Annotated in this window: 22 protein-coding genes and 1 tRNA gene; 4 read left to right on the forward strand and 19 right to left on the reverse strand. The window is 36.0% G+C overall.

Features of this window, described 5'->3' with window-relative positions:
• Nucleotides 1–330: 330 nt before the first annotated feature.
• On the forward strand, nucleotides 331–1575 hold the full coding sequence (locus JM79_RS01030; protein WP_141876384.1) for a site-specific integrase: 1245 nt from the start codon (nucleotides 331–333) through the stop codon (nucleotides 1573–1575).
• A 202-nt stretch (nucleotides 1576–1777) separates the two neighbouring features.
• Here the strand turns inward: JM79_RS01030 and JM79_RS01035 are convergent, their stop codons facing one another.
• The 14 genes from JM79_RS01035 to mce form a co-directional block, all read right to left on the reverse strand.
• Nucleotides 1778–2596, reverse strand: coding sequence for a DUF3800 domain-containing protein (locus tag JM79_RS01035; protein WP_141876385.1), 819 nt, complete (start codon nucleotides 2594–2596; stop codon nucleotides 1778–1780).
• A gap of 136 nt (nucleotides 2597–2732) precedes the next feature.
• Nucleotides 2733–5375 carry a DEAD/DEAH box helicase family protein gene (locus JM79_RS01040; RefSeq protein ID WP_141876386.1) on the reverse strand — a complete coding sequence of 881 codons (2643 nt, stop codon included), beginning with the start codon at nucleotides 5373–5375 and terminating at the stop codon, nucleotides 2733–2735.
• Nucleotides 5376–5377: 2 nt separating this feature from the next.
• Nucleotides 5378–6970 (reverse strand): site-specific DNA-methyltransferase, encoded by a 1593-nt coding sequence (locus JM79_RS01045; protein ID WP_141876387.1) that lies wholly within the window; start codon nucleotides 6968–6970, stop codon nucleotides 5378–5380.
• A 17-nt stretch (nucleotides 6971–6987) separates the two neighbouring features.
• Complete coding sequence (locus JM79_RS01050; RefSeq protein ID WP_141876388.1) at nucleotides 6988–8115, reverse strand: DUF4268 domain-containing protein; 1128 nt, start codon at nucleotides 8113–8115, stop codon at nucleotides 6988–6990.
• Between the two features lie 138 nt (nucleotides 8116–8253).
• Nucleotides 8254–8853 carry a hypothetical protein gene (locus tag JM79_RS01055; protein WP_141876389.1) on the reverse strand — a complete coding sequence of 200 codons (600 nt, stop codon included), beginning with the start codon at nucleotides 8851–8853 and terminating at the stop codon, nucleotides 8254–8256.
• A 6-nt stretch (nucleotides 8854–8859) separates the two neighbouring features.
• Entirely contained in the window at nucleotides 8860–9255 is a 396-nt protein-coding gene (locus JM79_RS01060) for a hypothetical protein (RefSeq protein ID WP_141876390.1), read from the reverse strand.
• 498 nt (nucleotides 9256–9753) lie between these two features.
• Nucleotides 9754–10659 (reverse strand): DUF5712 family protein, encoded by a 906-nt coding sequence (locus tag JM79_RS01065; protein WP_141876391.1) that lies wholly within the window; start codon nucleotides 10657–10659, stop codon nucleotides 9754–9756.
• Nucleotides 10659–11123: a BfmA/BtgA family mobilization protein gene (locus JM79_RS01070; RefSeq protein WP_141876392.1), complete on the reverse strand. Its 465-nt coding sequence runs from the start codon at nucleotides 11121–11123 to the stop codon at nucleotides 10659–10661. Before JM79_RS01070 ends, JM79_RS01065 begins: the two co-directional genes overlap by 1 nt.
• A 163-nt stretch (nucleotides 11124–11286) precedes the next feature.
• Nucleotides 11287–12141 carry a toprim domain-containing protein gene (locus JM79_RS01075; RefSeq protein ID WP_185739442.1) on the reverse strand — a complete coding sequence of 285 codons (855 nt, stop codon included), beginning with the start codon at nucleotides 12139–12141 and terminating at the stop codon, nucleotides 11287–11289.
• 198 nt (nucleotides 12142–12339) lie between these two features.
• Entirely contained in the window at nucleotides 12340–13557 is a 1218-nt protein-coding gene (locus tag JM79_RS01080) for a primase-helicase family protein (protein WP_141876394.1), read from the reverse strand.
• 95 nt (nucleotides 13558–13652) lie between these two features.
• Nucleotides 13653–13949 (reverse strand): helix-turn-helix domain-containing protein, encoded by a 297-nt coding sequence (locus JM79_RS01085; protein ID WP_141876395.1) that lies wholly within the window; start codon nucleotides 13947–13949, stop codon nucleotides 13653–13655.
• Nucleotides 13950–14069: 120 nt separating this feature from the next.
• The gene (locus JM79_RS01090; RefSeq protein ID WP_141876396.1) at nucleotides 14070–14756 is read right to left on the reverse strand and encodes a hypothetical protein; all 687 of its coding nucleotides are present in this window, start codon (nucleotides 14754–14756) and stop codon (nucleotides 14070–14072) included.
• Nucleotides 14757–14878: 122 nt separating this feature from the next.
• A tRNA-Ile gene (locus JM79_RS01095) sits at nucleotides 14879–14952 on the reverse strand.
• 66 nt (nucleotides 14953–15018) lie between these two features.
• A complete protein-coding gene (gene mce / locus JM79_RS01100) occupies nucleotides 15019–15417 on the reverse strand; it encodes a methylmalonyl-CoA epimerase (RefSeq protein WP_141876397.1) in 399 nt (132 codons plus the stop codon).
• A 100-nt stretch (nucleotides 15418–15517) separates the two neighbouring features.
• On the opposite strand from mce, the gene rbfA reads away from it, so the two are divergent.
• Entirely contained in the window at nucleotides 15518–15913 is a 396-nt protein-coding gene (gene rbfA / locus JM79_RS01105) for a 30S ribosome-binding factor RbfA (RefSeq protein WP_141876398.1), read from the forward strand.
• A 1-nt stretch (nucleotide 15914) separates the two neighbouring features.
• Nucleotides 15915–17117, forward strand: a complete 1203-nt coding sequence (locus JM79_RS01110) for an FtsX-like permease family protein (RefSeq protein ID WP_141876399.1) — start codon at nucleotides 15915–15917, stop codon at nucleotides 17115–17117.
• Here JM79_RS01110 and dusB read toward each other — a convergent pair whose 3' ends face one another.
• The 5 genes from dusB to murQ form a co-directional block, all read right to left on the reverse strand.
• Nucleotides 17118–18110, reverse strand: coding sequence for a tRNA dihydrouridine synthase DusB (gene dusB / locus JM79_RS01115; RefSeq protein WP_141876400.1), 993 nt, complete (start codon nucleotides 18108–18110; stop codon nucleotides 17118–17120). It lies immediately after the preceding gene.
• Nucleotides 18111–18160: 50 nt separating this feature from the next.
• Nucleotides 18161–20566: an outer membrane beta-barrel family protein gene (locus JM79_RS01120; protein WP_141876401.1), complete on the reverse strand. Its 2406-nt coding sequence runs from the start codon at nucleotides 20564–20566 to the stop codon at nucleotides 18161–18163.
• A 157-nt stretch (nucleotides 20567–20723) separates the two neighbouring features.
• Nucleotides 20724–21929, reverse strand: coding sequence for an NlpC/P60 family protein (locus tag JM79_RS01125; RefSeq protein ID WP_141876402.1), 1206 nt, complete (start codon nucleotides 21927–21929; stop codon nucleotides 20724–20726).
• Nucleotides 21930–21931: 2 nt separating this feature from the next.
• Nucleotides 21932–23539: a family 10 glycosylhydrolase gene (locus tag JM79_RS01130; protein ID WP_141876403.1), complete on the reverse strand. Its 1608-nt coding sequence runs from the start codon at nucleotides 23537–23539 to the stop codon at nucleotides 21932–21934.
• Nucleotides 23539–24360 carry an N-acetylmuramic acid 6-phosphate etherase gene (murQ, locus tag JM79_RS01135; RefSeq protein ID WP_141876404.1) on the reverse strand — a complete coding sequence of 274 codons (822 nt, stop codon included), beginning with the start codon at nucleotides 24358–24360 and terminating at the stop codon, nucleotides 23539–23541. The genes JM79_RS01130 and murQ overlap by 1 nt, the downstream gene beginning before the upstream one ends.
• A 197-nt stretch (nucleotides 24361–24557) precedes the next feature.
• On the opposite strand from murQ, the gene lepA reads away from it, so the two are divergent.
• Nucleotides 24558–26354 carry a translation elongation factor 4 gene (lepA, locus tag JM79_RS01140; RefSeq protein ID WP_141876405.1) on the forward strand — a complete coding sequence of 599 codons (1797 nt, stop codon included), beginning with the start codon at nucleotides 24558–24560 and terminating at the stop codon, nucleotides 26352–26354.
• Nucleotides 26355–26494 lie beyond the last annotated feature (140 nt).

The raw sequence follows: 26494 nt of genomic DNA on the forward strand, positions 1-26494 counted from the left end.
TCTACACTTTAACTCATTAATAAGAGAAGATCCCAATTTAAGTTCTGCTTTTCTATCTGGGGATTATACACCTGGTTTCCAAATTAGAGTAAATGAGCATGCTCTATAAAAGACATGTTGTTACTACATTTAAATAGCCCGAATAAAAAAGCCCTGCATCTCTGCAAGGCTTCGGTATTTGAGTGGTCCCACTTGGGCTCGAACCAAGGACCACCTGATTATGAGTCAGGTATTTTTTAATTTCATATAAAGTCATTTGTTTTCATCTCACTTATATACAAGTATTTACATAGTTTCATTTTTCTTTTATCTTCTTATGACGTAGCTTTAATGACAAATTTGTTGTACAGATGTTGTACTAATATATTAATTATGGCTTCACTAAAAACAGTATTGCGAAAAACAAAGTTGAAAAATGGGAAGTATCCTATTGCCTTAAGAGTAACCAAAGATCGTAAATCGAAATTCTTTAAAACTCCCTTTGAAGCTTTATTGAGTGAGTGGGATTCTAACCAAGGAAGGTTTAATAAGCGTTATACTCAATTTTTAAAGGCCAATAGATTATTAGGTAAAATAGAAGATCGAGCTCTGGAGAACATTTCAGATCTAGAAATGAGCGAGGAGTACTATTCTCTGGAACAGTTTGAAAGAAAGTTTCGAGTACAGACAAATCCTTTCAGCAATAGTCTAATAAGTTTTTGGGATGAAATCATTGACGAAATGCACTCAGCTGAAAAAATTGGAAATGCTGATGTAAATGAAGAAACTAAAAGTTCGATATTAAAGTTTGCAAAGAAAACTAACCTAGACTTTGGAGATATCACAGTAGAATTCTTGGAGAAGTATGAAGTTTATCTCAGGTCAAGAGGTGGGAATGACGGTGGAATTGGTGTCAAGATGCGCGCTTTAAGGGCAATTATTAACCGGGCGATTAAAAGAAACTTAATTACTGACAAAACTTATCCATTCAAACATTACAAAGTTTCGAAGCTCAAAAGCCGAGGAGTTAAAAAGGCTTTAAACTTAGAAGAAGTTCAAGCTATCCAGAATTTAGACCTTGGCGATTATACAAATCTTATAAATAGTAGGAATTATTTTATTTTCAGTTTTTATACCAGGGGGATGAATTTTGCCGATATGATGAAATTAAAATGGACAGATATTCATTCCGGTAGGATTTATTATCAACGATCTAAGACCAAAGGTAATTTCACAATTAAAATTCTTCCTCCTGCACAAGAAATCTTAAACTATTACCAGAGTAATCCACACTATGTATTTCCCATTTTACTAAAACCGAACTTAAAACCCAATCAAATAGTTAACCGAAAAAGAAAAGTTTTAAAAAAATATAATAAAGATCTAAGGGAGTTGGCCGCTATGACTCAAATAAAGAAACCAATTACCAGTTACGTAGCTAGACATAGTTATGCAAACTGCATGAAAAATAGTGGGGCAGCTACCGATATTATTAGTGAATCCATGGGACATCAAGATATTAAAACTACAAAGGCTTATTTAAAGGAATTGGACACTTCAGTACTTGATGATGCTAATGAATTATTATTACAATAAAATGTTAGATTATTTTCAATATTCTGTAAATGTGCGGTTTAAATAATGAAAAAGGTTGATCATTGACGAATTAATAAGTAATATTTTGGAATTTTGATCTATATTTCCAACAAAATTGATTAATTTTGCTTAAAGCCTTTTGGCATATTGAAGGCTCACGCGTTAGCGTGAGAGTTTTGTAGATATGCTTCGGGGCTTTTTTCTATTTAGGTACACTCCCTTTCGCCTGAAATCTCCAATGCCTATATGGCATACGCCATAGGTTATCAAAATATTCTTGCGTCCCTGTAGTTATTCCAATATTAAAATTTGGATAAACACCCCTTATCCTTGTGTTAATATGCTTATAGACCTTATTCTTTGCAAGCGTTCTCTTGCCTCTTTTACCTGTTTCAGGATTTTTGTTGTCATTTAATTTATTTAATCGATAAGCCATTGCGCCTAGCACAACATCTAAGTATTGCATTATGATATGCTTTTTGGAATCTACTTCATTAATATCTCTTTCGTTTAATTTTATGTTGGCATCAATAAACTGGGGTAGTAATTGTATTCCATAGAGATATTTTTTGAATTTTGCTTTCCTTTCTGAATTTTCAGGAATATTATCCAAGAATAATTCTAAATGGTTTTCCTGGTGTGGTGGCAGAAAACGCAATCCAAAGCAGTGTTTTAAAAACTGATAATACAATAGTAGATATTCATTATCTACTTGTTCTTTCGATAAATCAGGTTTCGTAAATCGGTTATCAGTAAACATTATTCGAACTTTAATTTTCCCAGCCTGTACAAAATCCATGAAAGTATCCATCGCCTGGATATATGATTTATAATTAAAATGGTTGATCTTTTGCCATTTCAATTCAGACGTTTGAAGTTCGTGATCTCTTTTATCTTCAAGAACATCTTTGATCAATTCATAGTCTGTACTTTGTAATAATGCTCCCCCGTAAAAATTGGAATAGAACGCACCTTTTTTTACGGATTCATCACAATATATATAATAACGTTTTTGATGCATAAATTTAAAGCTTTCTCAATACTTCATAATCTCTTTAGCATTTTAGTTCTACCGATTTGCTCTACAAAATAACTTTGAAGTAATAGTATATTCCAATTTTTAAAACCCTTTCAATTTAGCAATTTTTAGTTTCAACCTATTTCATCTCTTTTAAAATATCCAACAATTCTCCAACAGTTCTGGCTCCATCTAATTTATCAGATTTAAATACCATAAAATAACGGTAATCATTTCCGGCTTTACTAGCCCAATAACTCCCTAATCTTATCTTCTGCTTACTATCTGAACCATCTAAATGATCTCCTTTGGTTTCAATGAGGACCGTTTTGCCATCTTTCATTTTTACTATAAAATCTGGATAATGATTGATAAAACCATTTAGCAATAAACCTTTTCCACGTTCTAAATTTCGGTGCCAGTATAAAACACTATCAAGGTTCGCAACTTCATTTATCACCTCCCTTTCAAAAGAATTCATTTCTCCTTCTTCTACATAAAGATTTTTGGTTATTCCTTTTTGGGTGTTCTTTGGCTGAATACGATTCCTAAAGTTGAAATATGGTTCGCAAACTACCGTTCCTTTATCCAATAGCTTTTCGAATTGATCTTCGGCATAATCCTCTGCAAGTGCATTGATTTTACCCTTAATTACCGAACTATAGTGAACAATGTGTTGACGTATTTCCGCTATTTTTTCTGTAGATAGCGGACTTAGTATCTTATGTATGTAACTCTCTAGCTGTGGCTGAGAAATAGTATCTATTTTTTTGATTGTGGCAGCTATTTGTTTTGACAGTTGATTTATCTGCCCATCAGGTGTAAGTGTAGCAATATAATTAGAGAATTGCTCTCTTACGTGATTCTCAACGTGCTTAAATTCTGGGGTAAATTCATTCTCCCTACCTTCAACTAGATCAATTGCAGCCATTTTAGAGGCTGTTCTCGTTAAGTCAATCTTGGTATCTTCTTCGTTAAGATCAAAACCTTTTAGTAATAATCCTTTTGTTAAAGGTTCTAATTGCTCTACTTGCAAAAGGTTAGGTGTTGTTTTTATGTGGAAAGTTGGAATGGCCACTTCTTTTGCCTGCTCTTTGAAGGCTTCTTTGATTGGAAATGTTTTTACTACGTCTTTCAATTCTGTTGGAGTTTGTGTGTCGTCTTGTTCGAATTCTTCAACTTCCTTTTCATATGCTGCTCCAGTTTCCCTGGTCACACTAAGTATATCTTCTAAACGTTGTTTACTCTCAGGCGTATCTTCAATAGACTTAACTTTTTCAGGATTAATTTTCAGCTCAGTCTTTGGCTCGTCAGAATTGGAGTCATCATTATCCTTACCTTCTCCAAACAGACCTCCTAATAATGGCTTCTTGTCATCGTCAATTTTTTGATCGTTTATTTGTGCATCTTTTACACGATAATCTTTTGCGCTAAAACCAGATTTATTTAATCCTGCAACAATTTTATCGAGTGTATTCATAAAGTCATTGGACGAAGTGAATACATAGGAATAATTAAGCAATTCATCTTTATGAGCGGAAACGTAAGGCAAACGTAAAACTCTACCCAGAATCTGCTCTACGTCAATAGAGGAAGATTTATTCGCCAGAGATGCGAGGATATAAGCAAAAGGGCAATCCCATCCTTCTTTCAAGGCGTTCACTGTAATGATATATCGTACTTCACAATCCCGACTTAGCAATTCTTCATTTTTAATTTCGTCTATATTTGCGGTTTTGATACGAATATGAGCTTCTGGGATACCTATATCAATTAGATTCTCCTTTATTTTCTCAAAAGTGATGTTATCATTTGCAGCTTTAGGCTGTGCCTGAAATAAGACAATTGGCCTAATATATTTTCCACCTTCCTGCTCTTGTTTTTTTGCTTTAGCTTCCAGGGTTTTTTGCATCTGGATAGCACTATTAATAACTTCATCTGTGTCCTGATGATTGTAAACAATAACTGGCAGTTTTACCATATTGTTTTTTTTCAGCTTGTGAGCATCAACAAAACTTATGATATTACTCTTATTTCTTGGTGTGGCCGTAAGGTCAAAAACGAAACTAGGATTGATATTTTTAAGCATATCAATTCGTAGATCTGCTTCAAAATTGTGGCTTTCATCTATAATGATTACCGGGTTTAAATAAGCGATTACCTGAATCAAAGCTGTATCATCTACATCCTGAAGGTTTGCTTTAAGATCTCGAAAATGATTAACAAACTCTGCAAGGTTTTCATTCTCTCGGTACGCTCTCGGTTTTCCTTTCCGTACCGTTTCTACAAAAGATTGTACACTCAGCACCAAAATACTCAGTTGTTCCTTTACTTCGGTAGGATTAAAGCCTTGACCAAATAACAAGGCTTCTTTATCATAAACTTCTACTGTGCTACCAAAATGTGAATCTATCTTTTGACGATATGGATGCGAAGGATTTTTTAAGTTTTTGTAAGTCTGCTTTAGGATGGTGTCAGACGGTACAAACCAAACTACTACTTTAGGTTTTTCTGCCGGGAAATGATTAAAAATAGGCTTTAACGCATTACATGCAATAAAAGTTTTACCTCCGGCTGTGGGCACTTTTACAGTAACCCGTGGTACTCCTGTGATAGAATTATCATAGGGCTGTAGATAATCATTTTCTAAATTATGTATTGCAAAACCTTTGTTTTCCCATAGGTTAGAAAAAGCTTTGCTTATATGATTGGTTTTATCAACTTCTTCTAAGTAAAGAATCAAGTCATTAATTACTTCCTGTTGGTATTTCTTTAATTCCATGCTTAGAAACGTTTAATATCTCTAGGGATCTTTTTAAATATGATGTTCTTGTTGAGCATATAGTCTGGATCTAGCAAACAGGTGTCTGCATAAATAATATATTGCTCTTGCTTTTCTGCCACGATATTGAGCGAGTCCAGATCTAAGGTAGTAAGCCGTTCTTTCTCGTAATAAAAATAATAACCGGTATCCTGGTAATTATCCAGTAAATATTTGGCTTCTTCGCTACGTTCTCTTTCTAAATGCTGTTTAGTCTCCGAATAAAAGATATAATTCCTAATTTTTTCTTCTGCTACATCCTCATTTAAGTTATGGTCCTTTTTGAAAATAGGTTTTCCTAATTCATAAAAATCAAAGGAACCACCAGTTCCTTCTACCTCATTTTTAACTTTGCCGTAACCTTTAATGACTTTTTTTACTCGTTCGGAAGTAATACTATCTGCATAATCTTCCATTTCAACAAGTATAAATTTTCTGTTACCACTATCTTTTTTGTTCAGGTTTAAAACAGCATTAGCAGTAGTTGCAGAGCCGGCGAATGAATCAAGAATAATATCGTTTTTTTGCGTTGCAATACCTATTATTCTTTCTATTAGCCGAGTTGGTTTGGGTGTTTCAAAAGCTGTTTGAGTGCCAAAAAAAGCTCTTATTTCTTTTCGAGACTCGTCTGTGTGACCAACTTCATCACTTGGCCACCAAGTCCAAGGAACTATTCCAGGTACTTCAGATAAATATCTTATAACACTTGGCTGAGCATCACCTTTTTTACCAAAATAAATTTTACCCTCCTTTTTTAATTGAAGAAAATTTTCTTCGAGAGTGCTCCAACACCTTCCTTCAGGAGGAACATGTATTGAGCCATCTGGCCCTTCTATTTCATACATCTGATTTGGTCTAAATCCTTGTGCTGTCATTGGAATCGTTCTCCATCTTCCTCTAGGGTCATTCGTTGGATTTCTATAGATTTTCGCTTGTTTTTCAGTTAAGGGAAGTCTATTTCTATTCGCCTTAAAATAATCGGGGTTTTTTGAATAAACAAAGATATACTCGTGAGCATCTCCTATAGAACCTCTGTTTTCTCTAGAATATCGCTTTTGCCAAACATTACAAGCAATAAAATTTTTCTTACCAAAAATTTCGTCTAAGACAAGTTTCAAATGATGACCAGAATTATCATCTATAGAAATCCAAATTGAACCTGTGCTAGATAATAGTTTACTTAATAATTTAAGACGTGGGTAAAGCATACATAACCATTTATCCTGACGGGTGAAATCTTCATCTTCTTTACCAACTACTTCACCTAACCATTTTTGTATTTTAGGATGCTTTACATTATCATTGTAAACCCACAACTCATTACCTGTATTATAAGGAGGGTCAATGTAGATACAATCAACCTTACCTTCATATTCGGGCAATAAACTTTTTAGAGCTTCCAAATTATCCCCTTGAATAATTTTATTCCCGCTATTGGACTCCTTTGTTTGCTCTCCTTTTTCAGTATAGCCGTATTTGTGTTCCAGAATTCTAAAAGGTACATCCTGGTGGTGGTTCACTACCTTTTCTTTACCTATCCAATTGAGTGTTGGCATATTGTTTTTATCTTTTTTTAAAGATTTTGATTTCTTTTAGCGTAAACATTTAATTTCTGGATAGGCTCTTTAAAAGCATTTTCCATTCTAACGGAAACGTCTACTAAAAACTCGTTCATGGTTGGCCAATCACTTTCTTCAAAATAACTTAGCCCGTCATATTGATATTTAATTCTACACGTAACATTTTCATCCATTCGCTCCCAAGATAATTCAGCACCAAATTCTTCTTCAATTTTATCTTTCATAGTATAAATAAAATCGAATAATTTCTTGTTTTCTTCCTTATTTCCCCGGTTCAAGGTTATTTCGCTTCTACAATAATTACTAGTAACAACTAGGTTCAAGCTAACACCACTCATGCCAATACCTTTGGCAATCCAGCTTTCTTTGGTGGGGTTGTTATTAGAAAATAAATTGTTTTGTAAATTGCTGTAATTAATGAAATTCTCCCAGAATTTTAATCGTACATGATGTCGGTTTTTTAAGGTTTCCTGAACCTCAATTTCTTCCTGTGCCTTTGTAGAAATACTAATCGCAAAATCTTCAGTTTCCTTAGTAGGCAATATCTGCTCTAGATTTAAAAAAAGCTGATCATCATATGCAAAGGGTGTAACCTTAAAACATTGAAGTCGAATCTTAAAATTTAATAACCAAAGAACTGAAGAAGTTACTTCTTTTCTAAACTTAGCAGCAACTAGAATTAGCCTTTGGGAATTCAACCCTTGATTTAATACGATTTCGCTAATATCTCTTCCCTCAAAAAAATCGCTAAGTTTATCTTGAGCTATGGCAGAAGTACCTAAATAATCCTGATACACCTTAATAATATCCTGTTTTGTAAGGCTGGCGCAATAAGAAGCATATTTAATGGCTTGCCAGGTTACATCTTTACCAGAATCATCTAATTTGTTTTCTATTACAACAACGTTTCCTAGTTTATCTAGTGCAAGTAGATCTAATCTTTCATTAGTCTCTTTGAAACCACAAAATTCCTTTTGAATAATTAATAATTCTTCACCAAGCGAGGAAGGGTCATTAGCAATCCATTCTTGTAGATGATCTCTTTCTCGAAACTTTAACTCTGAAAATGTTTTTTGTTTAAGCTTGGTAATTCTATTGCTTTCTTTATCAATTAAGTACATGATATTCGGAAAATTGCTAAGTGGTTAGATTCTGTAAGCTAAAAATAGCAATCTTTTTAGTCTAAACCATTTCTGAAAGAAAAATGTACCCTTGCAATTGTAAACTAGATATCTGCCTCCTTCTTTCCGGCAATTAATCTATCTTCTTTTGTACCGTACTTTCCCATTTTCGATAATCGCCAAAACTTCTGATCCATCTTTAGATAGTACAAAATCATCTGTTCTTTCCTGACGTGTTTGGAGTCTAGGATTAAAAAACGAAAAAGTGGTTTCTGCTTTTTTTACAAGGAGTTCATTTTCATCCTTATCTTCATATTTAGCCAATGTTATAGATTTTTGTTTTTCTACCTCTTTTAGCGCAGCCTGGGCTTTTTCAAGACCTCTTTGATTCATTTCACTAATAGACTTGTTGGCTGCTATTTTTGCAAGGTTATCAATATTGGAATCATCCAGTGATTCGTTTTCCTCCACAGCACTATCGATATTCAATCGAAAATTGTCTATCGAGTTTTGAGCTTTTTCTATTTCTGATTGATACCTTTCCTTCCAAATACTAATGCTGTCTGCTACTACAACATCTTTAATTTCTATTTGCGAAACTTCAATCTTTAAATCGGTTTTAACTCCTTTAGCATCTTCTTGCAGGAAGTTGACAATTGCCTGTTTTTGAGCATCTGTATTTTGTTGGCTATTACAAGCCATCATAGTAATAAGTAAAAATGGTAAAGCTTTCTTCATGATATTTTATTTAGGTTGGTCAATAAGATCTTTCTTTATGAGTGCCGAAATATATTTCAGTTCTGACTTATCGAGATTTGAAGCATAAAGCTTCTCCGAAATGGTGTTTATCTCAATATCTTCTTTGTACTCGCTAGGAATAGGATTGGGATATTTAAGTATGAAGTCTTTCAGATCATAATTGAAAGTGGATTGACCTTTGCCATTTGCAGTGTCTTTAAAGTCCCATATACCATCGAGGTAAAACTTTTGTATTATATTTTTTACCTGGGTATATTCATATTCGTTTAAACCAGAGAATAAAAAACTTTCAGCAATTTCTGGCTCGTCATGGTACTTTGCAAGAGTTTTTAAAATTTCGACTTCTTCAAAACTGTAATTTAAATGTGCTAACTGATTCATAGGCTTATTTTAAAGATTAAGTAGCCTTTGATCGTGAAGTTCAAGCATAAAAAAGCGTGGAACTGCAACATGTCGGTACCAGAGGTATCGCCAGACACCCATCCACCAAACAAGAGCAGCCCACGCCGAAACGTGGGCGCCTTGCTTTGATTGAGGTGGATATAAAAAACTGGCGATTTCCTAGTACCAAAATCAAAAGCTAAACGCTTAAGAATTTTATTTTATAAAAAATATATTTTTTATTCTATAATTTATGTTTTTATAATTTTTAAATCTAAAATCTATTGTTCTAAGGTTTTCTATTAATCTTAGTAACCAAAATTGAATTTTTATTGGTTTAATGCTTTTGTTCTATAAGATATAAAAAACCTATTAGGGTACTACACTAATATGGTTTTGCAATAAAACCATAAGATCACAAAATAACATTATTGCTTTAGAATAATAGAATTTTGTAGCATTAAAAGCTTTAGGTTAATTTCGCACATTCATTAATATTTATCTTTTAGGTCCCTTAAAACCTCTTTTTATCACATTTTCTTGCTTATTAAGTCTTTTGATGTCATCTATTTTTTTGATAAGTAGGTCTTTTTCTCGAGGAGAACCATTCTTTAAAATATATTGATTATCAAATTTTTCAATGGCGGATCTTCTATAATTGAAAAGAGTATCAAAAGATTTTTCATTCTTATTGATCCATTTCATACGATCAAAACCTACTTGATAAGAGTTTCCTCCTATACTTCGGTGGGTAGATCTTTCTTTGGTAGTAGGTGTTAGTTTTAATCGTTGAGTTTGATCTTTGCGACTTACAATAATATGAGCATGAGAATTAAGTCCAGGTTTATAATCTCCTGAATTATATAAACCTTGCTTAACTTCTTCATCAGTACCTTTGAATTTTCTAAAGTGTTCGATTTTAGCGTAATACACGAGATCATTCCCTGTCAGCAATCCTTTATTTTGCCTGTTGAAATTCTCGGCGTAATTATCCATGATTTCTCTAATATAATTTTTCAAAAGATGATTGTATTTTCCATACTCGCTATTACTAAGCTGCCAGACGTTATCAATATTTTTCTTTTCAGTAGCCAGGGAAATAATATGTTGTAATTCTGATTGACTAAAACTTATCGTTGGTGCAAAGTACTTCGCATCAGTTTTCCCAAGTTTTTTAATATTGTAGTCAATACTTTCAATTACCTCAATTGGGCTTATGTCTGCTTTTCTATGATTAAAAAAATCTTGCTTTCTGTTTTCGAGTAAAGTGATTTCCTTTAAACTATTCTTTGTATTGATTGTCGCCTCTAACTCCTGGTTTTCTTTATCGAGATAATTAACCAATAAGGCGCAACTTCCCGTATTTTTGGCTCCAAGCGTACTATGTGGTTTACTTATAGGCATCAATCAAAAATGTTGTTGATTTTAGATAATATACCGGACTTGTTTCTAGCATCAATTAACTGAGCAATAGCTATAACTGCCTTTCGTTGCTTCTTAACTTCTGCTAATGTTGTATTGGCCCTTTCTTGTTCATAACGATCTATCCTACTAAGTTCTTCTATTAAAATCTTGTAAGAATTTTGAATCTCGTGTTTTTGCTCCTGAGAATAATCATACACCTCTTGGCGCAATGGTTTTAAAATATCCCTTTCCTGTATTCTAATAAAGGATATTAATCTCTTATCCAATTCTCTAACTGCCTTAGAAGGATTTTCATTCTTTGAATCCAGAGGATTAATGCCTGTTTTCTTAAAATACGTTATCATCTCTTCCACCAATTTGTAATAACTATATCCAAATGCCTCTGATAGTTTCGCAAGTTCTTTATGGTGGTATGCTGAAATTAAGATACTTTTTTTTGCCATTTTAATAGTTTTTAGTACTGATAATCAATTAGATACATCTGTTAATATATTTTTTGTATAATCTTATATAATCGTATAATATTAGTCTATCCCAGCAATAGTAAGGGATTGAGCCTCGCAGAGCAAGTTGAAAATAGGGGCTCTGCCCCTGTTCAACTTGCTATTACCTTCGGCATACATTCTCAACTAGCATTTCATTTAAATCTTTGTATGCAGCATACATTTCATTTTTCAAATTCGCATGGCTATAACTTTCTAAAATTGTAGAACTCGCTTTAGATCCAGAGGAGTCATTATCCAGATATAGATCAATGTTTGAATATTGTTTAAGTAGAGGTAAAACTCTTTCAATGAGAGCTGTAGAATTACAAATTAAGTAGTCTGAATTCGTCTTGTTTGAGCTTATTTCCAGATAGCTTAAAAAGTCTATAAATCCTTCAAATACATTGACTGTAGAGGTATTGTTTTTTTGTAGCGTATAATCTTTTGCACCAATACAACCCTTAAAGTATTTATTGCGCAATTCTAATCCTCCTGAGTTATTAATGAAAGCAATTGCAAACCAGTTCTTACCCTTATTCCTATAATAAAGTTCAAAGCAATAAGTCCTGGCAATACCAAAGGAAATTCCACGGGATTTTAAGTAATTAATGAGTGCCTTATTTTGTAGATTTTGTTTTTTAAAGATTTGAAAATCTGATTTAAAATCCTTTTCAAGATATTTTGGCTGTTGAAAAGAAAAAGAATTTTCATCTAAAAAATTAAGAGCTTCTTTTACAGAACAGTTTTGTAACTTAATAATTAAGTCTATCGTATTTCCACCAATTCCTTCTCCGTGATCATACCATCTGTTTAATTTCTTAGATACTTTAAAGGATGGAATAGTTTCGTTTCGGAATGGACTTAAAAACCATGCTTCTTTTACATTCTGCCTTTTTAAATTATATCCCATGGTTTTTAATAAGCCAATGAGATCAATTTCCCTAGCTAATTTGCAGTTCATTTTTACTCTTTTCATTAGGCATTTTAATCTTCGTTGTTTTTTGATGAATTGATGACAGTTCCTTCTTAAGCAAGTAATAGCACGGAATTCGCTTATCATCATTTTTTCATCAATTCATCACTTTTTCTTAATAGTTGTCATCACTTTATATTTTGATGACAAAATGATGACAGTTTGATGACAGCCTAAACCCTTATTACTATTGGTCTAAACTCAATCTGTCATCATATCATCAAAATTTTGAGAAAGAAATTCTTTAGTTATAGTATAATACCTTCCTTTTGTTTCTTTTGAAACTATGTCTCCATCTGACCATATGGTATATTTATTATAGAGATTGCTGTTTTTCTGATTTGATAAACCCCATTCATTTTTCAATAATCTTCGCATCTGGGTAATATCAGTTTTTATCCTTGTACGACTTAAAATATTTACAGCATCCATAGGACATAATTTAACTTCAGTCAAATCATCTTTTTCTATAATACTGATAAGAATATTAGCTAATTCCTTCTCTGCACGACTACGGTTGTTTTGAACAAGTTTTGTTAATGCTGTAGTTTTAATCTGTGCCGGAGTAAACCACATTCTCGATTTATTCTCAGAGGTAAGTTTACGGTTGGAAATGAAATGGAGGAATGCTGGTATTTCTTTCTTAAGGGTATTGAGCATATCAATACTTTCATCTTTTATAGATGGTATCTTAATTACCCAAAATCTGGTCTCATCTCCATCAATCTTTATGAATGTACCTTCGTTATTACTACAAAGAATAAATTTTCCAAAAAATTCCACCTCTCGCTTATCTTTTCCCTTTGCCTCTAGCTTATTGACATTTGTAGTACTCAGGAATTTTATACGTTCTGTGAGCTCTTCTTTGTTAAATAGAACTTCATCGATACAAATAAGTAATTTATTAGCCCAGTCGGCATTAAAATGGCTACTGAAGCTATCATTAGTTAAGTAGGTAAGGTTATTTTCAAAAATTAATTTCAACCATTTTAAAAATGTACTCTTACCCGTTGAACGCTCTTTAGAAACAAGGCATAGTATAGGAAGTATTTGTGTAGGCTTCGTATACAGCAGTTGTAAGTAATCTATCCCTAATTCTATTTGATCCCCGAAAATGTGTCTCAAAAACTTCATTGTAGTTTCTAATCCACCATCTACAGGTTTATAACTTAATGGAGAATACGTATTATAGAAACCATTTATTTCCTGTTTATAAGCAGTATGTGATGGTATGCAGGTAAATCCATCATATTTCGGGATCTTAGCCAGGTAACCTTTTTCTTCTGGATGATCCTCCCTAATTGTTTCTTTATTCCAGGGTACAATGCTTTTATTAGTCTGTCCAGAAATAGTTGGAAAATAAACATGTTTAAAATATGTGGTTTGTACCCGGATATAGGGTATGTCTTTAGATGTCATATACTGTTTGAATTTTAAACTGTATATTTGCGTATACAGTTTATGTTAGATATAAATTGAAAAAGAATTTGAGCGTAGTAAGAGCTGTAACTCTACTACGCTTTTTTGTTTTTAAGAAGTTTTTGATTAAACTCTTCCTCTAAAAGTTCATCGGAAATATCTGGTTCTCCTAATAACCATCTATCAATATCTTCCTTGTTGAAAAATTTCTGACGGATGTTTTTGTTGGAACCAGTTGGAATAAGATCCAAGCTGGTGAGCTTGTAAATTTTACTTTTGGATAGTCCTGTGTATCGGGAAAGGTCGTCTACGTTAAATACGGTCTTATTAAGGTATAATTGATCCCTTATATCTAACAATATTTCTTTTAGATGGAATACAGATTCACTCATTTGTAATAGATTAATGGGTTAATTAATGAGCATTGGCCAAATACTTCTTCGGCAAACATATGTCACTAAATACCAACTAATCAATACAATAAGTCGAGTTACTGTATATTTATTATATTATTATTCTGTTCCAATCAATTCCTTTAACCTCAAAATTGATTTTTTAGATTTATCACTCTCAATTTCATTTCTCCAAGTACTAAAACTGGATTCCAAAGTAGCTGGGTTCACAGGATTTTCATTCATCACTAAAGATTCCTGAAGCATTTGAAAAAATAAATCTTTCTTTTCTTTATCAAATGAATTAATTCCCTTTATAGAAATAATGTGAAACATAGTAAACAGATCCCGGTAGCTTGCAGATTTTTTACTCAAAGCATTTAGTTTGAAATTGATTTTTTTGGAAACTTTTCTGCCTAATATAAGACGTTGAAAATCTGAAATTTCATCTTCATTAATTTGCAGACCTGTATAATCAATTTTAGTCAAGTTTAGTTTTTTAAAATGGAATCCATTTGATTTAAGTTTTTTTATCGATTTACCACGATAAAATCCAGCTGTTATAACTAATAATGAGAATGCGAGGATTAGATATATAAAAAACAAGAATATTTTAAAAGATGTCCCGGCAAGAAGAAAACTAAAGTCAGCAAAAACGGCTGTAATAAGTGCTATTGGTACTAAACTAAGTACAATAAAAATAATAAAGCGTTTTTCACTTGTTTGCAGCCATAGTGATAAATAGTTTTCTCTAAATCTATCTAATTGGTAAAAGCCGTTTCCAAGAGTTCCTATTAATTTTTCCATGGTTCCAAATTTTTGAGACTATTAAATGTAACCAAAAGAAAATTAAGTTGTTGTACATATGTTGTACTAGAGGAAAAACAAAAAAGCCTCACGATCTCTCGTAAGGCTTGTCTTTGTTGAAGTGGTCCCACTTGGGCTCGAACCAAGGACCACCTGATTATGAGTCAGGTGCTCTAACCAACTGAGCTATGGGACCTGATACGTATTCGTATCGCGAGCGCAAATTTAGATAATTGCCCCTTACGCACCAAACAAATTAATTCTATTTTTCCTGGCAAAGCTCAACCAGGACTCCGTTACCATCTTTAGGATGCATAAATGCTACGATTTTATTATCGGCTCCCTGTTTTGGAATTTCATTTAGTAACCTGAAACCTTCAGATTTTAAACGGGTTATCTCCTTTTCAATATCGTCTACCAGAAAAGCCATATGATGTATGCCCTCTCCCCGCTTCTCCAGAAATTTTGCAATCGGGCTATCATCCCTGGTCGCCGCAAGTAATTCGATCTTACTATCACCAATCTTAAAAAATGAAGTATTTACACCTTCCCCTTCTACCTCTTCGGTTTTATAATGCTCTGCTCCTAAGATCGCTTTGTAAGTTCGGTTAGCAGCTTCAAGATCTTTTACAGCAATACCTATATGTTCTATCTTTTTCATGAATTTATATTTTACAATACAAATATCTATATTTCAGCTTAGACTATTCAAATTCATACGAATGAAGAAGAATCACAGTTAAAAATTTTACTTTTGTAGCATGGAAGAAACAAACAGACAGAAGAAGATAGGTGGGTTGTTGCAGAAGGACCTGGCAGATATTCTGCAAAACTCACTAAGAGAAAGCGGGCGTACAGGAATTTTAATCTCAGTTTCAAAAGTTCGGGTAACTACAGATCTCTCGATCGCCAAAGCATATGTTAGCATTTTCCCTTCTAAACATCAGGAGGAAGTCATTGAGGAAATCAATGAGAATAAGTATAAGATCAAGCATGAAATGGCGCAGCGAACCAGGCATCAGCTAAGAAAAATGCCCGATCTTAGTTTCTTTGTAGACGATTCTCTGGAATATATCGACGGAATTGAGAAATCTATCAAAGGAAAAGAGGATCCTGTATCCAATCCAGATCTTTTAGACAAGAGGAAAAAATCTTAAGTTGAAGTTCCCACTCTATATTGCCAAACGCTACCTGTTCACTAAGAGCAAGAGCAATGCGATCAATATTATTACCATTATCGCGGCAATCGGAGTATTTGCAGGAGCATTTTCATTATTTATCGTATTAAGCGGATTCTCAGGATTACGTGATTTCAGCCTTTCCTTTTCGAACGAATTCGATCCCGATCTTAAAGCCTTACCAGATACTGGAAAAATCATCCACTTATCTGAAGAGCAGGAAGACAGGTTATTGAAAATCGAAGGAATCGAAGAGCTAACTCAGGTTATTGAGGAACGTGTCATTCTTAGCTACAAACAGAAGTCAAATCCTGCCTATATCAAAGGTGTGGACGCCAATTATCAGCAGGTTAACAAGATCGATAGTGCTATTGTTTTCGGCACCTGGCTTACTAAAAGCGAGCCGCAGGTGGTGATTGGAAACGGACTCTCCCGCTTGCTTGATATTGGCACTTTTAATTATCAAAATCTACTGAAAATCATGGTTCCCAAACCGGGAAAAGGACAGGTAACCATGACCAACATCCAGAATGCTTTTTCCACCCGGCAGACCATTGTTAGCGGGGTTTATAGCGTTAACGAGGAACTGGATTCAAAATATGTTTTTACCAATATCAATTTTGCCCGTGATCTGCTAAGCATGCAGCCTGATGAGGTGACGGGCGTGGAATTTAAAATTTCTTCGGAAGCAGATCTCGACAGAATTTCAGAAGAGATCATTACAGTACTGGGCGATAATGTACAGATCAAAACCCGTGAAGAACTGAATGATGCGCTTAATAAGATGCTCAATTCTGAAAACCTCTTTGTTTACCTTATTTTCACACTAGTACTTACTATTGCGCTATTTAATGTGGTAGGTTCTATTATCGTAATGATCCTGGATAAACGGGAAAATATGAAGACATTGCATAGTCTTGGTGCTACTACCAGGCAAATAAGGAATATCTTTTTCTACCAGGGAATGTTAATGACCGTTCTGGGCGGACTTTTAGGCCTTGGTTTTGCCATTGTCCTGATACTTTTACAAATGCAATTTGACCTGGTAATGATCACTCCAAGCCTACCCTATCCTGTGCAAATGCGAGCGAAAAATGTAATTATCGTCGTAGCTACGATCTTTACTCTTGGTTTTATTGCTTCCTACATTGCGGCAGGAACTACCAGAAAAGCTTTAAAATAACTAGGCGAATTCGTAACCTGCGAACTCCTTCTCTACCTCATCAAAAACTCTAAAGACGTCTACAGAATCATCACTAGTAACCATTTTCATACGATACTCCTTAAAGTGCGGAATTCCTTTAAAATAGTTCGTATAATGACGACGTGTTTCGAACACACCCAGACGCTCTCCTTTCCAGTCTATAGACATCTGTAAATGTCGTCTGGCAGCATCCACACGCTCTTCCAGCGTTGGAGGTGCCATATGTTTTCCGGTCTCAAAATAATGCTTTACTTCCCGAAAAAACCACGGATAGCCAATACTTGCACGACCAATCATTGCACCATCAAGTCCAAACTCATCACGCATTAGCATGGCTTTCTCTGGTGAATCCACATCACCATTTCCAAAAACAGGAATATGCATACGAGGATTATTCTTTACTTGTGCAATTGGCTTCCAGTCAGCTTCGCCCTTATACATTTGAGCTCTGGTTCGACCATGGATAGAAATAGCCTTGCAGCCTACATCCTGTAATCTTTCAGCCACTTCAAGGATTTTTATGGAGTCATGATCCCAACCTAGACGAGTCTTTACCGTGATAGGTAAATTGGTATGTTTCACCATCGCTTCGGTTAAAGAAACCATCAAATCCACATCTTTCAGAATACCAGCTCCGGCGCCTTTGGAAACCACCTTTTTCACCGGGCATCCAAAGTTAATATCTATAATATCCGGGCCAGATTTTTCAACGATCTCGACAGACTGTAACATCGACTCCAGGTTAGCCCCGAATATCTGGATCCCAACTGGTCGTTCTTTTTCGTAAATATCAAGTTTCATGGTACTCTTCGCGGCATCGCGAATAAGTCCTTCAGAAGAAATAAATTCAGTATACACCACATCTGCGCCCTGCTCCTTACATAATGCGCGAAATGGTGGATCACTCACATCTTCCATCGGTGCTAACAGCAACGGGAAGTCTCCTACATCTATATTTCCAATTTTAGCCAAAGCCTTTCAGTTTTATGCTGCAAAATTAAGAAATAAACCGGAAGTAAAAATTATGGTCTTAATCGTTCTCTTTCAGCTTCATCGATCGTACGCTGATTGTCACTCAGCCTGAAGTTTCCGAAGTTATATTTAAACCCTATCTGGACATTCCTGTTTTCAGAAAAAGAAAAGAAACTGTTGCTCTGGTTCAAATATTCTGAAGTAAGGCGGGTGTTCGTAGAGTTGAATATATCGTTCACATTTAAACTTAGCTCTGCTCTATTATCCCATAACGTCTTTCTCAAACCAATACTTACAGTCGTCATTGGCTCCAGGTTGTAAGATCCAGATAGATAATCTGAAAGATATTGCGCAAACAATGTTCCTTCAAAAGTACCATCCTGGGACAAAGTAAAGATATTATAGACGTATGCCTGAACACCTTCAGCGTCTATCGTTACCTCAGCGTTATTACTCTCCAGGGCAAGCAACGTATTTTCCATACGGAATAGCGAAGTAAAAAATTGTGCATACCAGAAATCTGTGACAGAAAGACCGTATGTAATATCAACTCCGTAGGATTTCGAATCCAGCAAATTCTGATTCACGTTACGAATGGTAAGATTTTGATTATCCTGAAAAACGAGGGTTTCCGGAGCTTCCCCAAGATCCTTATAATAGAAATCAAAGAACCATGCATTATTTAAAGTATAGTTCAAGTTAAAATTATTACTAATGGACGCGATTAGATTTGGGTTTCCAGCGTTGAAATTTGTCTCGTTCAAGAAGTATCTGAATGGATTCAGACTTTCATATCGTGGTCGTTGAATTCTACGGCTATAATCCAACGTAAAACTGTGATTGTCTGAAGCTCGATATTGCAGGTATGCCGTTGGAAACAATTCAAAGTATTCGCGATCATTGATAGTTTCAACACTCATGCTCTCGCCTGCTCTATCGGTATATTCCCCGCGAAGTCCTAATTTACCACTCCATTTCGTCCAGTCATGACTTATAGAAAGATATGCTGCATAGATATTTTCATCATATAAAAATACATCTCCCAGTTCATCATACAACGATTCCAAACGTCGCTCATTCATGTACTCGATCCCACTTTTAGATTCTATAGCAGAATATTTGAGTCCGCTTTCAAAAGCAGATTCCCCGATCGTCGTTGAATAATCTGCCTGTGCAGTATATATATCAACCACCTGGCTGGCATCGGTTTCAAATTCAAGTGCATCCAGACGTTGACCCTGGGGATCAAAATATTGAGAAAACACAGTTTGCTCACGATCCTGGTCAAACCTTGTGTAATGTGCTTTTAAGGAAAGATCTCCTCCATTATCAAATGAGGTGGTGTAATCAAGATTTAATGCAACATTATTTTGATCTGTAAAAACGCCAGAATCTGTTACCAATGTCGAATCAAGTCCTCCGGAAGCATTTCTCATCTCGGTCGTTACATCATTATCAAATTCACGGTTTGGTGAAAAGTTGGCATTTACAGAAAAGTTAAGATTGCTCTTTTCTGAAAGTTCGAAATCTATGATCGCGTTGGCATTATGAGCCTGGCTTGTAGTCTCTCTGGTAAAATCTGTATCCCATCTGGAAAATCGCTGCCCATCCTGTATAAAATTGATATAGGAATCGTCGTTCTTATAATCCTTACGCGGACTAAAATTATAATTTGCAAACACGTTCACCTTATCACCCTGGAAATAATGACTGGTTCCAATCTTATATTTTGAATAGATCGCCTGGGTATAAGTTCCTTCTACACTTCCCTTGTAGCCCGGAGTAATGCTTTTACTGGTTGTTATATTAAGGATCGCTCCTCCTTCAGCATCGTATTTTGCTGGCGGATTCGTGATGATCTCAATAGATTTAATGTTTTCTGCGGAATAAGATTCCAATAATGTCTGCAATTCTGAAGCAGATAAATAGATCTTGCGATCATTCAAATACACCTGCACTGCGGCGTTTCGAACCATCAACTGTCCCTGATTATCGATAACTCCAGGTGATTTCTTTAGAATATCCCAGGTATTTCCAGAGGATAAAGTAGAATTCTCCACATCAAAAACGATACGATCCACTTCCCTGCTAATCCTTGGTTTCCTGGCTTGAATCGTTACCTCATCAAGATCTCCTGAAGATGGTGAAACTTTCAAAGTTTTAAGATTGATGTCTCCTTTTACCCTGATCTTCTTCAGCAGGTCATCATAACCAACATAGGTGATTTTTAGAACATAATTATCATCCTTGATATCTTTCAGCAAAAAGCTCCCATCCTCTTCACTCACCGTTCCTTTGACGACAGAAACTGAATCCTGGGCGTTCAAAAGAATGACATTCGCGTATGCAAGTGGGTCATTGTTAAGGTCGGTTAACTTTCCTGAAAGTTCATTTTGTGAAAATACCAGCGTACTTAAAAAGCAAAGTAAAATGCTTAGAGATATTCTAATATTCATGTTTGGTTAGTTCGGTTTGTTTGGTAACAAGGGCAAATATAGCTTTTATGTATTTTTAAGCAAGAAAAAGCTTTTATATCGACCTGAAGCTAAATTAATTAGCAATTGTTCAACAAATCAGGCTAAATACTTATAAAAAGTACTGTTTCGCCTAAAATTACTGTGCGTTACCGGTATAAAAATCCTGCTTTTTCAAGTATTTGAGTCCGTGAGATTGTTGATCGAGAAATCTTTTAGTTCTCAGGTATCGGCTTTTGTTGAATTCATCAAAGTTTTCAGCTTTATCATCTACACTACTAATATGAACGTCTCCAGAGGAATGAATAAATTCGTTATTACCAATCCACATTCCTACATGCACTACTTTTTCTGAAGTAGAATCTGTTGCCGGTCTTCCAAAGAACAGTAGATCCCCTACTTCCAGCTTGTTGAAATCAGATTCGTCGTCCACCAGCGTACCTTCTTTGATCTGTTGTGAAGCATCCCTGGGAATGACCACGCCATTCATGAAATAAATCGTTTTGGTGAATCCGCTACAGTCCACTCCTTTCGCAGAGGTTCCTCCCCATAAATAAGGTAGACCCATCAGTTTTTCAGAAACCCTCGTTAAACTTTCGCCATCAGGTTCCAAATTCTGTAACCATTCCCCGTAGTTCTTCGCATCATTCTTGGAAACGTAGGCTTCACGCGCATCAGGATATCTAACTTTATAAAAATCTCCTGAATCTTCCAGCAATTCCAGGACTGCCCCGGTTACCAGATCTGTAACGGGATTAGAATCCAGATCAGCCTTAGTATAGGAGTTCCCATAAGCTTTCGTGAAAATGATCTTTTCTGAAGTTTTCCAGTTATTAAATTTACTTTCATTCATGGTCGTAATTCCTCCGTGGTCGACCCACGAAAGATAATCGTCTGGAGTTTGAATATAGTACCATTCTTCGGTCCGTTTCCAGATCTTCACAGGAGTTCCGAGTGTAGCCTGAGTCACAAGTTCAGAAGAATGTTTGCTATCTCCTCTTAAATTGGCTACCGAAACGTCTATGATCCCAAAAAGCTTTTCTCCCAATGCTTCGGAAGGCAAAACCTGAATACTGTCTTTATAATTAATCCCAGCCGAATCAAGATCTGATAAAAGTCTATTTTTTGCTTCTTCTGAATTGGTTTCACCTTTAAGAATGATTCCGTTACTACCTTCTTCCGCAGAAATATCAAAAAGTGCTACCCGTTTGTCTGGAGCAAATTCAGTTCTGGTTTGTTCTACAATTTCTTCTACCTGACCAGTTTTAGCCGATTCTTTGTTGGATTCTCCACAGGAAAGGAAGAAAATTGCTGCTAGAAAATATATTATAGATCTGGTTTTCATAATTAAGATTTTATAAGGTCAAGGATTTGAAGATCATATTGCTGGAAACTACTTTGTGTTCCCGTGCGATCTACCGCAGTTATCCCAATTTTGATCAATGTATTGTTGTCTTTATTCTGAATTGGCAGCGAATGCAAATCCTGTTCCTGATTCAAAATTTTGTAGTTCCAGCCACTATTTTCATACTGATAATAAACCACCCACCTGAAGTGCTCATTTAAACTTGAGTTCTTTATAGTATATTCTGAAGCTGTTTTAGATAGTTCGATCTGCGGAATTTCAGGAGTTCCAGAAGATAACCATGGACTTGCTGGTATCAGGGCATTTTGTTGATAAGGTCCGTTTTTCAGGGAATTTCTTAGTTTCTCGCTTTTCATCAGCGGTCCAATGTTCCAGTGCACCACACCTGGGCTATCCGGAAGAATTCCACGAGAGATCATGATCTGTGAGGCAATTTCACCTGGTGTTTCTTCATCCAGAGCAAGGTTAATTCCCGGCCAGAGATGTCTTCCCACTACATTTTCAGATTCCCACCAACCCAATAAAACCGGAAAGCTCTGCCCTACTTTTGCCGTGGGCCAGTAGAGTTGCGGAGTGAAATAATCGATCCAGCCTTTATTCAGCCATAATTTTGCATCAGCATATAATTCTTCATACTGGTCCATTCCTTTGATACTTGTAGGAAAACCAGGTCTCCAGATACCAAACGGACTAATCCCGAATTTTACGAAAGACTTTTCAGCCTTAATCTCACCAGCAATTCTTTCAATAAAATCATTAACGCTTTTACGCCTCCAATCGGCTCTGGAAAGTTCACCTCCACTACTCTGGTATTTCTGGAAACTTACATCATCCGGGAATCCGCTTTTACCATTATAAGAAGCATAGGGGTAGAAATAATCATCAAAATGAACGGCATCGATATCATAGCGTTCCACAATATCCATCACTACTGCAGCCGAATGTTCCTGCACCTTTTCACTTCCGGGATCCATCCACCACATCCCATTTTTCAGCTCCATTACGAGTTCCGGATTGGTTTTTACAATAGACTTTTCACCAATCTCTTTTCCAGTGGTATGATGTGCGCGGTATGGATTGAGCCAGACATGAAGCTCCAGACCTCTTAAATGAGCCTGTTCTATCCAGAATTCGAGCGGATCGTAAAAAGGTTCTGGTGCCTTGCCACTTTTGCCAGTAAGAAAATAGGACCATGGTTCCAGTTCGCTTTGATATAATGCATCAGCCTGCGGCCGAACCTGTAAAATGACCGCGTTGAAATTATTTTCTTCAAGAAAATCAAGCATTTCCAGGGCTTCCTTTTTCTGTATTTCAGTAGGTAAACCTGCTTTACTCGGCCAGTTGATATTTGCAACCGTTGCGATCCAGGCTGCTCTAAATTCGGCTATATCAAGCGGTGGTTCAATAAACGTATTTTCAGTGATTTCTTCTGAAACTTCAGGACTTTCCATCTCCTTTTGAACCTGTGTTTCTGTTGTTTCAGTTTGCTTTTCAGCTACTTGAACATTTTTGGTAGATTTACAGGAATATGCAAAAAACGCCAGAAGAATCAGCGATAAGGATTTATAATATTTTAAAGATTTGATCATTAACTATTCTGTTGAAAATTAGTGATCGCCAGCCTTACACTACCATGCTCTAATAACAATGCATTTGCCTGCTCTTCGTCTATATGCAATTCATCCATGATCATCTGAGTTCCACGTCCCACCAGCTTTTTGTTAGATAACTGCATATCTACCATCTTATTTCCTTTGATCTTTCCTAACCTGATCATGCTAGACGTTGTAATCATGTTCAAAACCATTTTTTGCGCTGTTCCAGCTTTCATCCTGGTACTTCCAGTTACAAATTCTGGTCCGGTGATCACTTCTACTGGAAATTCTGATGCCTTTGCCACTGGACTTCCAGAGCTACAGGTCACACATCCTGTGATTATATTATTCTCTCTGGCTTTTTCGATGCCGCCAATCACATAGGGCGTTGTTCCAGATGCGGCGATGCCTATCAGGACATCCTTTGAACAGATCTCATATTGCTGAAGATCTTTCCATGCCTGTTCCCGGTCATCTTCTGCATTTTCAACAGCATTCCTCAAAGCCGTATCACCACCGGCAATTAGACCAATTACGATTCCTGGTTCAACCCCAAATGTTGGCGGACATTCTGAAGCGTCCAGAACTCCAAGCCGACCACTCGTACCAGCTCCAATATAAAATAGTCTTCCTCCTGCTCCTAGTTTTTCAACGATCCTGTCTACCAGAACTTCAATTGCCGGAATTACTTTTTGCACACTTTCAGCCACTGTTTGATCTTCCTTGTTGATATTCTTCAGAAGTTCTGTAATATTCATCTTTTCGAGATGATCATAATTTGATGCCTTTTCAGTATCGGGTTTCAGGAAATCCATAGTCAGTTTTTTGATGCAATGCCTTTGTAGTATAGACTTCAGCAAAGAAATTTACAAGCTCTAAAATAGCATTATCGAATGCTTTCACACAGCGAAACAAACATAAACTTGAAATTTTATATAAGACTATTAATTCAATTATATTTGTAGTCTTAAAATTACCTGAATTTTTAGGCCTAAGGATACAAATACTGGAGATGAAGAACATTCGAAATTTTTGCATAATCGCGCATATCGATCACGGGAAAAGTACACTGGCAGATCGCCTGCTGGATTTTACCGGGACTGTAACCGAGCGTGAAAAACAGGAACAACTGCTGGACAGTATGGACCTGGAACGGGAACGCGGGATCACTATTAAGTCTCATGCGATACAAATGGATTATGTTCATGAAGGTGAAGAATACACGCTAAACCTTATTGACACTCCCGGCCACGTGGATTTTTCTTATGAAGTATCCCGTTCTATTGCTGCTTGTGAAGGTGCTTTACTGGTAGTAGATGCAGCCCAAAGTATTCAGGCTCAAACTATTTCGAATCTTTACCTTGCTCTTGAGAACGATCTTGAGATCATTCCGGTACTAAATAAAGTGGATCTTCCCAGTGCAAATCCTGAGGTGGTGACAGATGATATCGTGGATCTTTTAGGTTGTGATGCTTCAGATGTTATCCCGGCAAGTGCAAAGACAGGTATTGGGATTAAAGAGATCCTAGATGCTATTATTTCCAGAATTCCTGCTCCAACAGGAAAAGTTGATGCTCCACTTAGAGCATTGATCTTTGACTCTGTTTACAACCCATTCAGAGGTGTTGAAACATATTTTAGAGTTATTAATGGATCTATTAGAAAAGGTGAAAAGATCAAGTTCGTTGCGACCAATAAAACATATGATGCCGATGAAGTGGGAACACTTCGTTTAAAACAATTTCCTCGTAAAGAGATCAAAACCGGTGATGTTGGTTACCTCATCACGGGTATTAAGGATGCTCGTGAGGTGAAAGTTGGTGATACTATTACCAGCGCCGTAAATCCAACTACGGAAGCTGTTGCAGGTTTTGAGGACGTAAAACCAATGGTTTTCGCCGGAATTTACCCTGTAGATACTGAAGATTACGAAGAATTGAGAGCTTCAATGGAGAAATTACAGCTGAACGATGCTTCGCTGGTTTTTACTCCTGAAAGTTCTGCAGCTTTAGGTTTTGGTTTCCGTTGTGGATTCCTTGGAATGTTACACCTTGAAATTATTCAGGAAAGACTGGAACGTGAGTTCGATATGACCGTGATCACTACGGTTCCTAACGTTTCTTACCAGGCTTACACCAATAAGAATCCAGATGAGGCTTTACTGGTAAATAACCCGTCTGACCTTCCTGAACCTTCCACATTGAACAGGGTTGAGGAGCCATTTATCAAGGCTACGATCATTACAAAATCAGATTATGTTGGGAACGTAATGTCTCTATGTATTGAAAAGCGTGGAGAAATTACCAACCAGACCTATCTCACTACAGAAAGAGTTGAACTAACTTTTGACATGCCATTAGCAGAGATTGTTTTCGACTTCTATGACAGGCTTAAAACTGTATCAAGAGGTTATGCTTCTTTCGATTATTCTCCAATTGGAATGCGCCAGTCTAAACTTGTAAAAGTAGACGTACTTCTGAATGCGAATACAGTAGATGCACTTTCTGCGCTATTACACGTGGATAACGCGTATGATATTGGAAAGAAAATGTGCGAGAAACTGAAGGAATTGATCCCAAGACAACAGTTTGATATTCCAATCCAGGCCGCTATTGGCGCCAAGATCATTGCCCGTGAAACGGTAAAAGCTTTACGTAAGGATGTTACCGCGAAATGTTATGGTGGTGATATTTCCCGTAAACGTAAACTTCTTGAAAAGCAGAAAAAAGGTAAGAAGAGAATGAGACAGGTTGGAAATGTTGAAATTCCGCAGGAAGCATTTATGGCGGTTCTTAAACTGAACGATTAGTCAGAACTTTTTTATAGTCATTATTAGGGCGTTCCGCCTTCTAAGGTCGGCGGCGGGCTATCCGTTCTAGTTTTTGGCAGCTAAGGCTTCCAAAAAGCTGCCACTACTATCCCTAACGCAAAAATTATATAGACCTCACA

Source organism: Gramella sp. Hel_I_59, from assembly GCF_006714895.1.
GTDB lineage: Bacteria > Bacteroidota > Bacteroidia > Flavobacteriales > Flavobacteriaceae > Christiangramia.

Coding starts and splice junctions, on each gene's coding strand:
- JM79_RS01030 (WP_141876384.1), top strand. CDS start 331: ATGACAAATTTGTTGTACAGATGTTGTACTAATATATTAATTATGGCT.
- JM79_RS01035 (WP_141876385.1), bottom strand. CDS start 2,596: ATGCATCAAAAACGTTATTATATATATTGTGATGAATCCGTAAAAAAA.
- JM79_RS01040 (WP_141876386.1), bottom strand. CDS start 5,375: ATGGAATTAAAGAAATACCAACAGGAAGTAATTAATGACTTGATTCTT.
- JM79_RS01045 (WP_141876387.1), bottom strand. CDS start 6,970: ATGCCAACACTCAATTGGATAGGTAAAGAAAAGGTAGTGAACCACCAC.
- JM79_RS01050 (WP_141876388.1), bottom strand. CDS start 8,115: ATGTACTTAATTGATAAAGAAAGCAATAGAATTACCAAGCTTAAACAA.
- JM79_RS01055 (WP_141876389.1), bottom strand. CDS start 8,853: ATGAAGAAAGCTTTACCATTTTTACTTATTACTATGATGGCTTGTAAT.
- JM79_RS01060 (WP_141876390.1), bottom strand. CDS start 9,255: ATGAATCAGTTAGCACATTTAAATTACAGTTTTGAAGAAGTCGAAATT.
- JM79_RS01065 (WP_141876391.1), bottom strand. CDS start 10,659: ATGCCTATAAGTAAACCACATAGTACGCTTGGAGCCAAAAATACGGGA.
- JM79_RS01070 (WP_141876392.1), bottom strand. CDS start 11,123: ATGGCAAAAAAAAGTATCTTAATTTCAGCATACCACCATAAAGAACTT.
- JM79_RS01075 (WP_185739442.1), bottom strand. CDS start 12,141: ATGAAAAGAGTAAAAATGAACTGCAAATTAGCTAGGGAAATTGATCTC.
- JM79_RS01080 (WP_141876394.1), bottom strand. CDS start 13,557: ATGACATCTAAAGACATACCCTATATCCGGGTACAAACCACATATTTT.
- JM79_RS01085 (WP_141876395.1), bottom strand. CDS start 13,949: ATGAGTGAATCTGTATTCCATCTAAAAGAAATATTGTTAGATATAAGG.
- JM79_RS01090 (WP_141876396.1), bottom strand. CDS start 14,756: ATGGAAAAATTAATAGGAACTCTTGGAAACGGCTTTTACCAATTAGAT.
- mce (WP_141876397.1), bottom strand. CDS start 15,417: ATGAAAAAGATAGAACATATAGGTATTGCTGTAAAAGATCTTGAAGCT.
- rbfA (WP_141876398.1), top strand. CDS start 15,518: ATGGAAGAAACAAACAGACAGAAGAAGATAGGTGGGTTGTTGCAGAAG.
- JM79_RS01120 (WP_141876401.1), bottom strand. CDS start 20,566: ATGAATATTAGAATATCTCTAAGCATTTTACTTTGCTTTTTAAGTACG.
- JM79_RS01125 (WP_141876402.1), bottom strand. CDS start 21,929: ATGAAAACCAGATCTATAATATATTTTCTAGCAGCAATTTTCTTCCTT.
- JM79_RS01130 (WP_141876403.1), bottom strand. CDS start 23,539: ATGATCAAATCTTTAAAATATTATAAATCCTTATCGCTGATTCTTCTG.
- murQ (WP_141876404.1), bottom strand. CDS start 24,360: ATGGATTTCCTGAAACCCGATACTGAAAAGGCATCAAATTATGATCAT.
- lepA (WP_141876405.1), top strand. CDS start 24,558: ATGAAGAACATTCGAAATTTTTGCATAATCGCGCATATCGATCACGGG.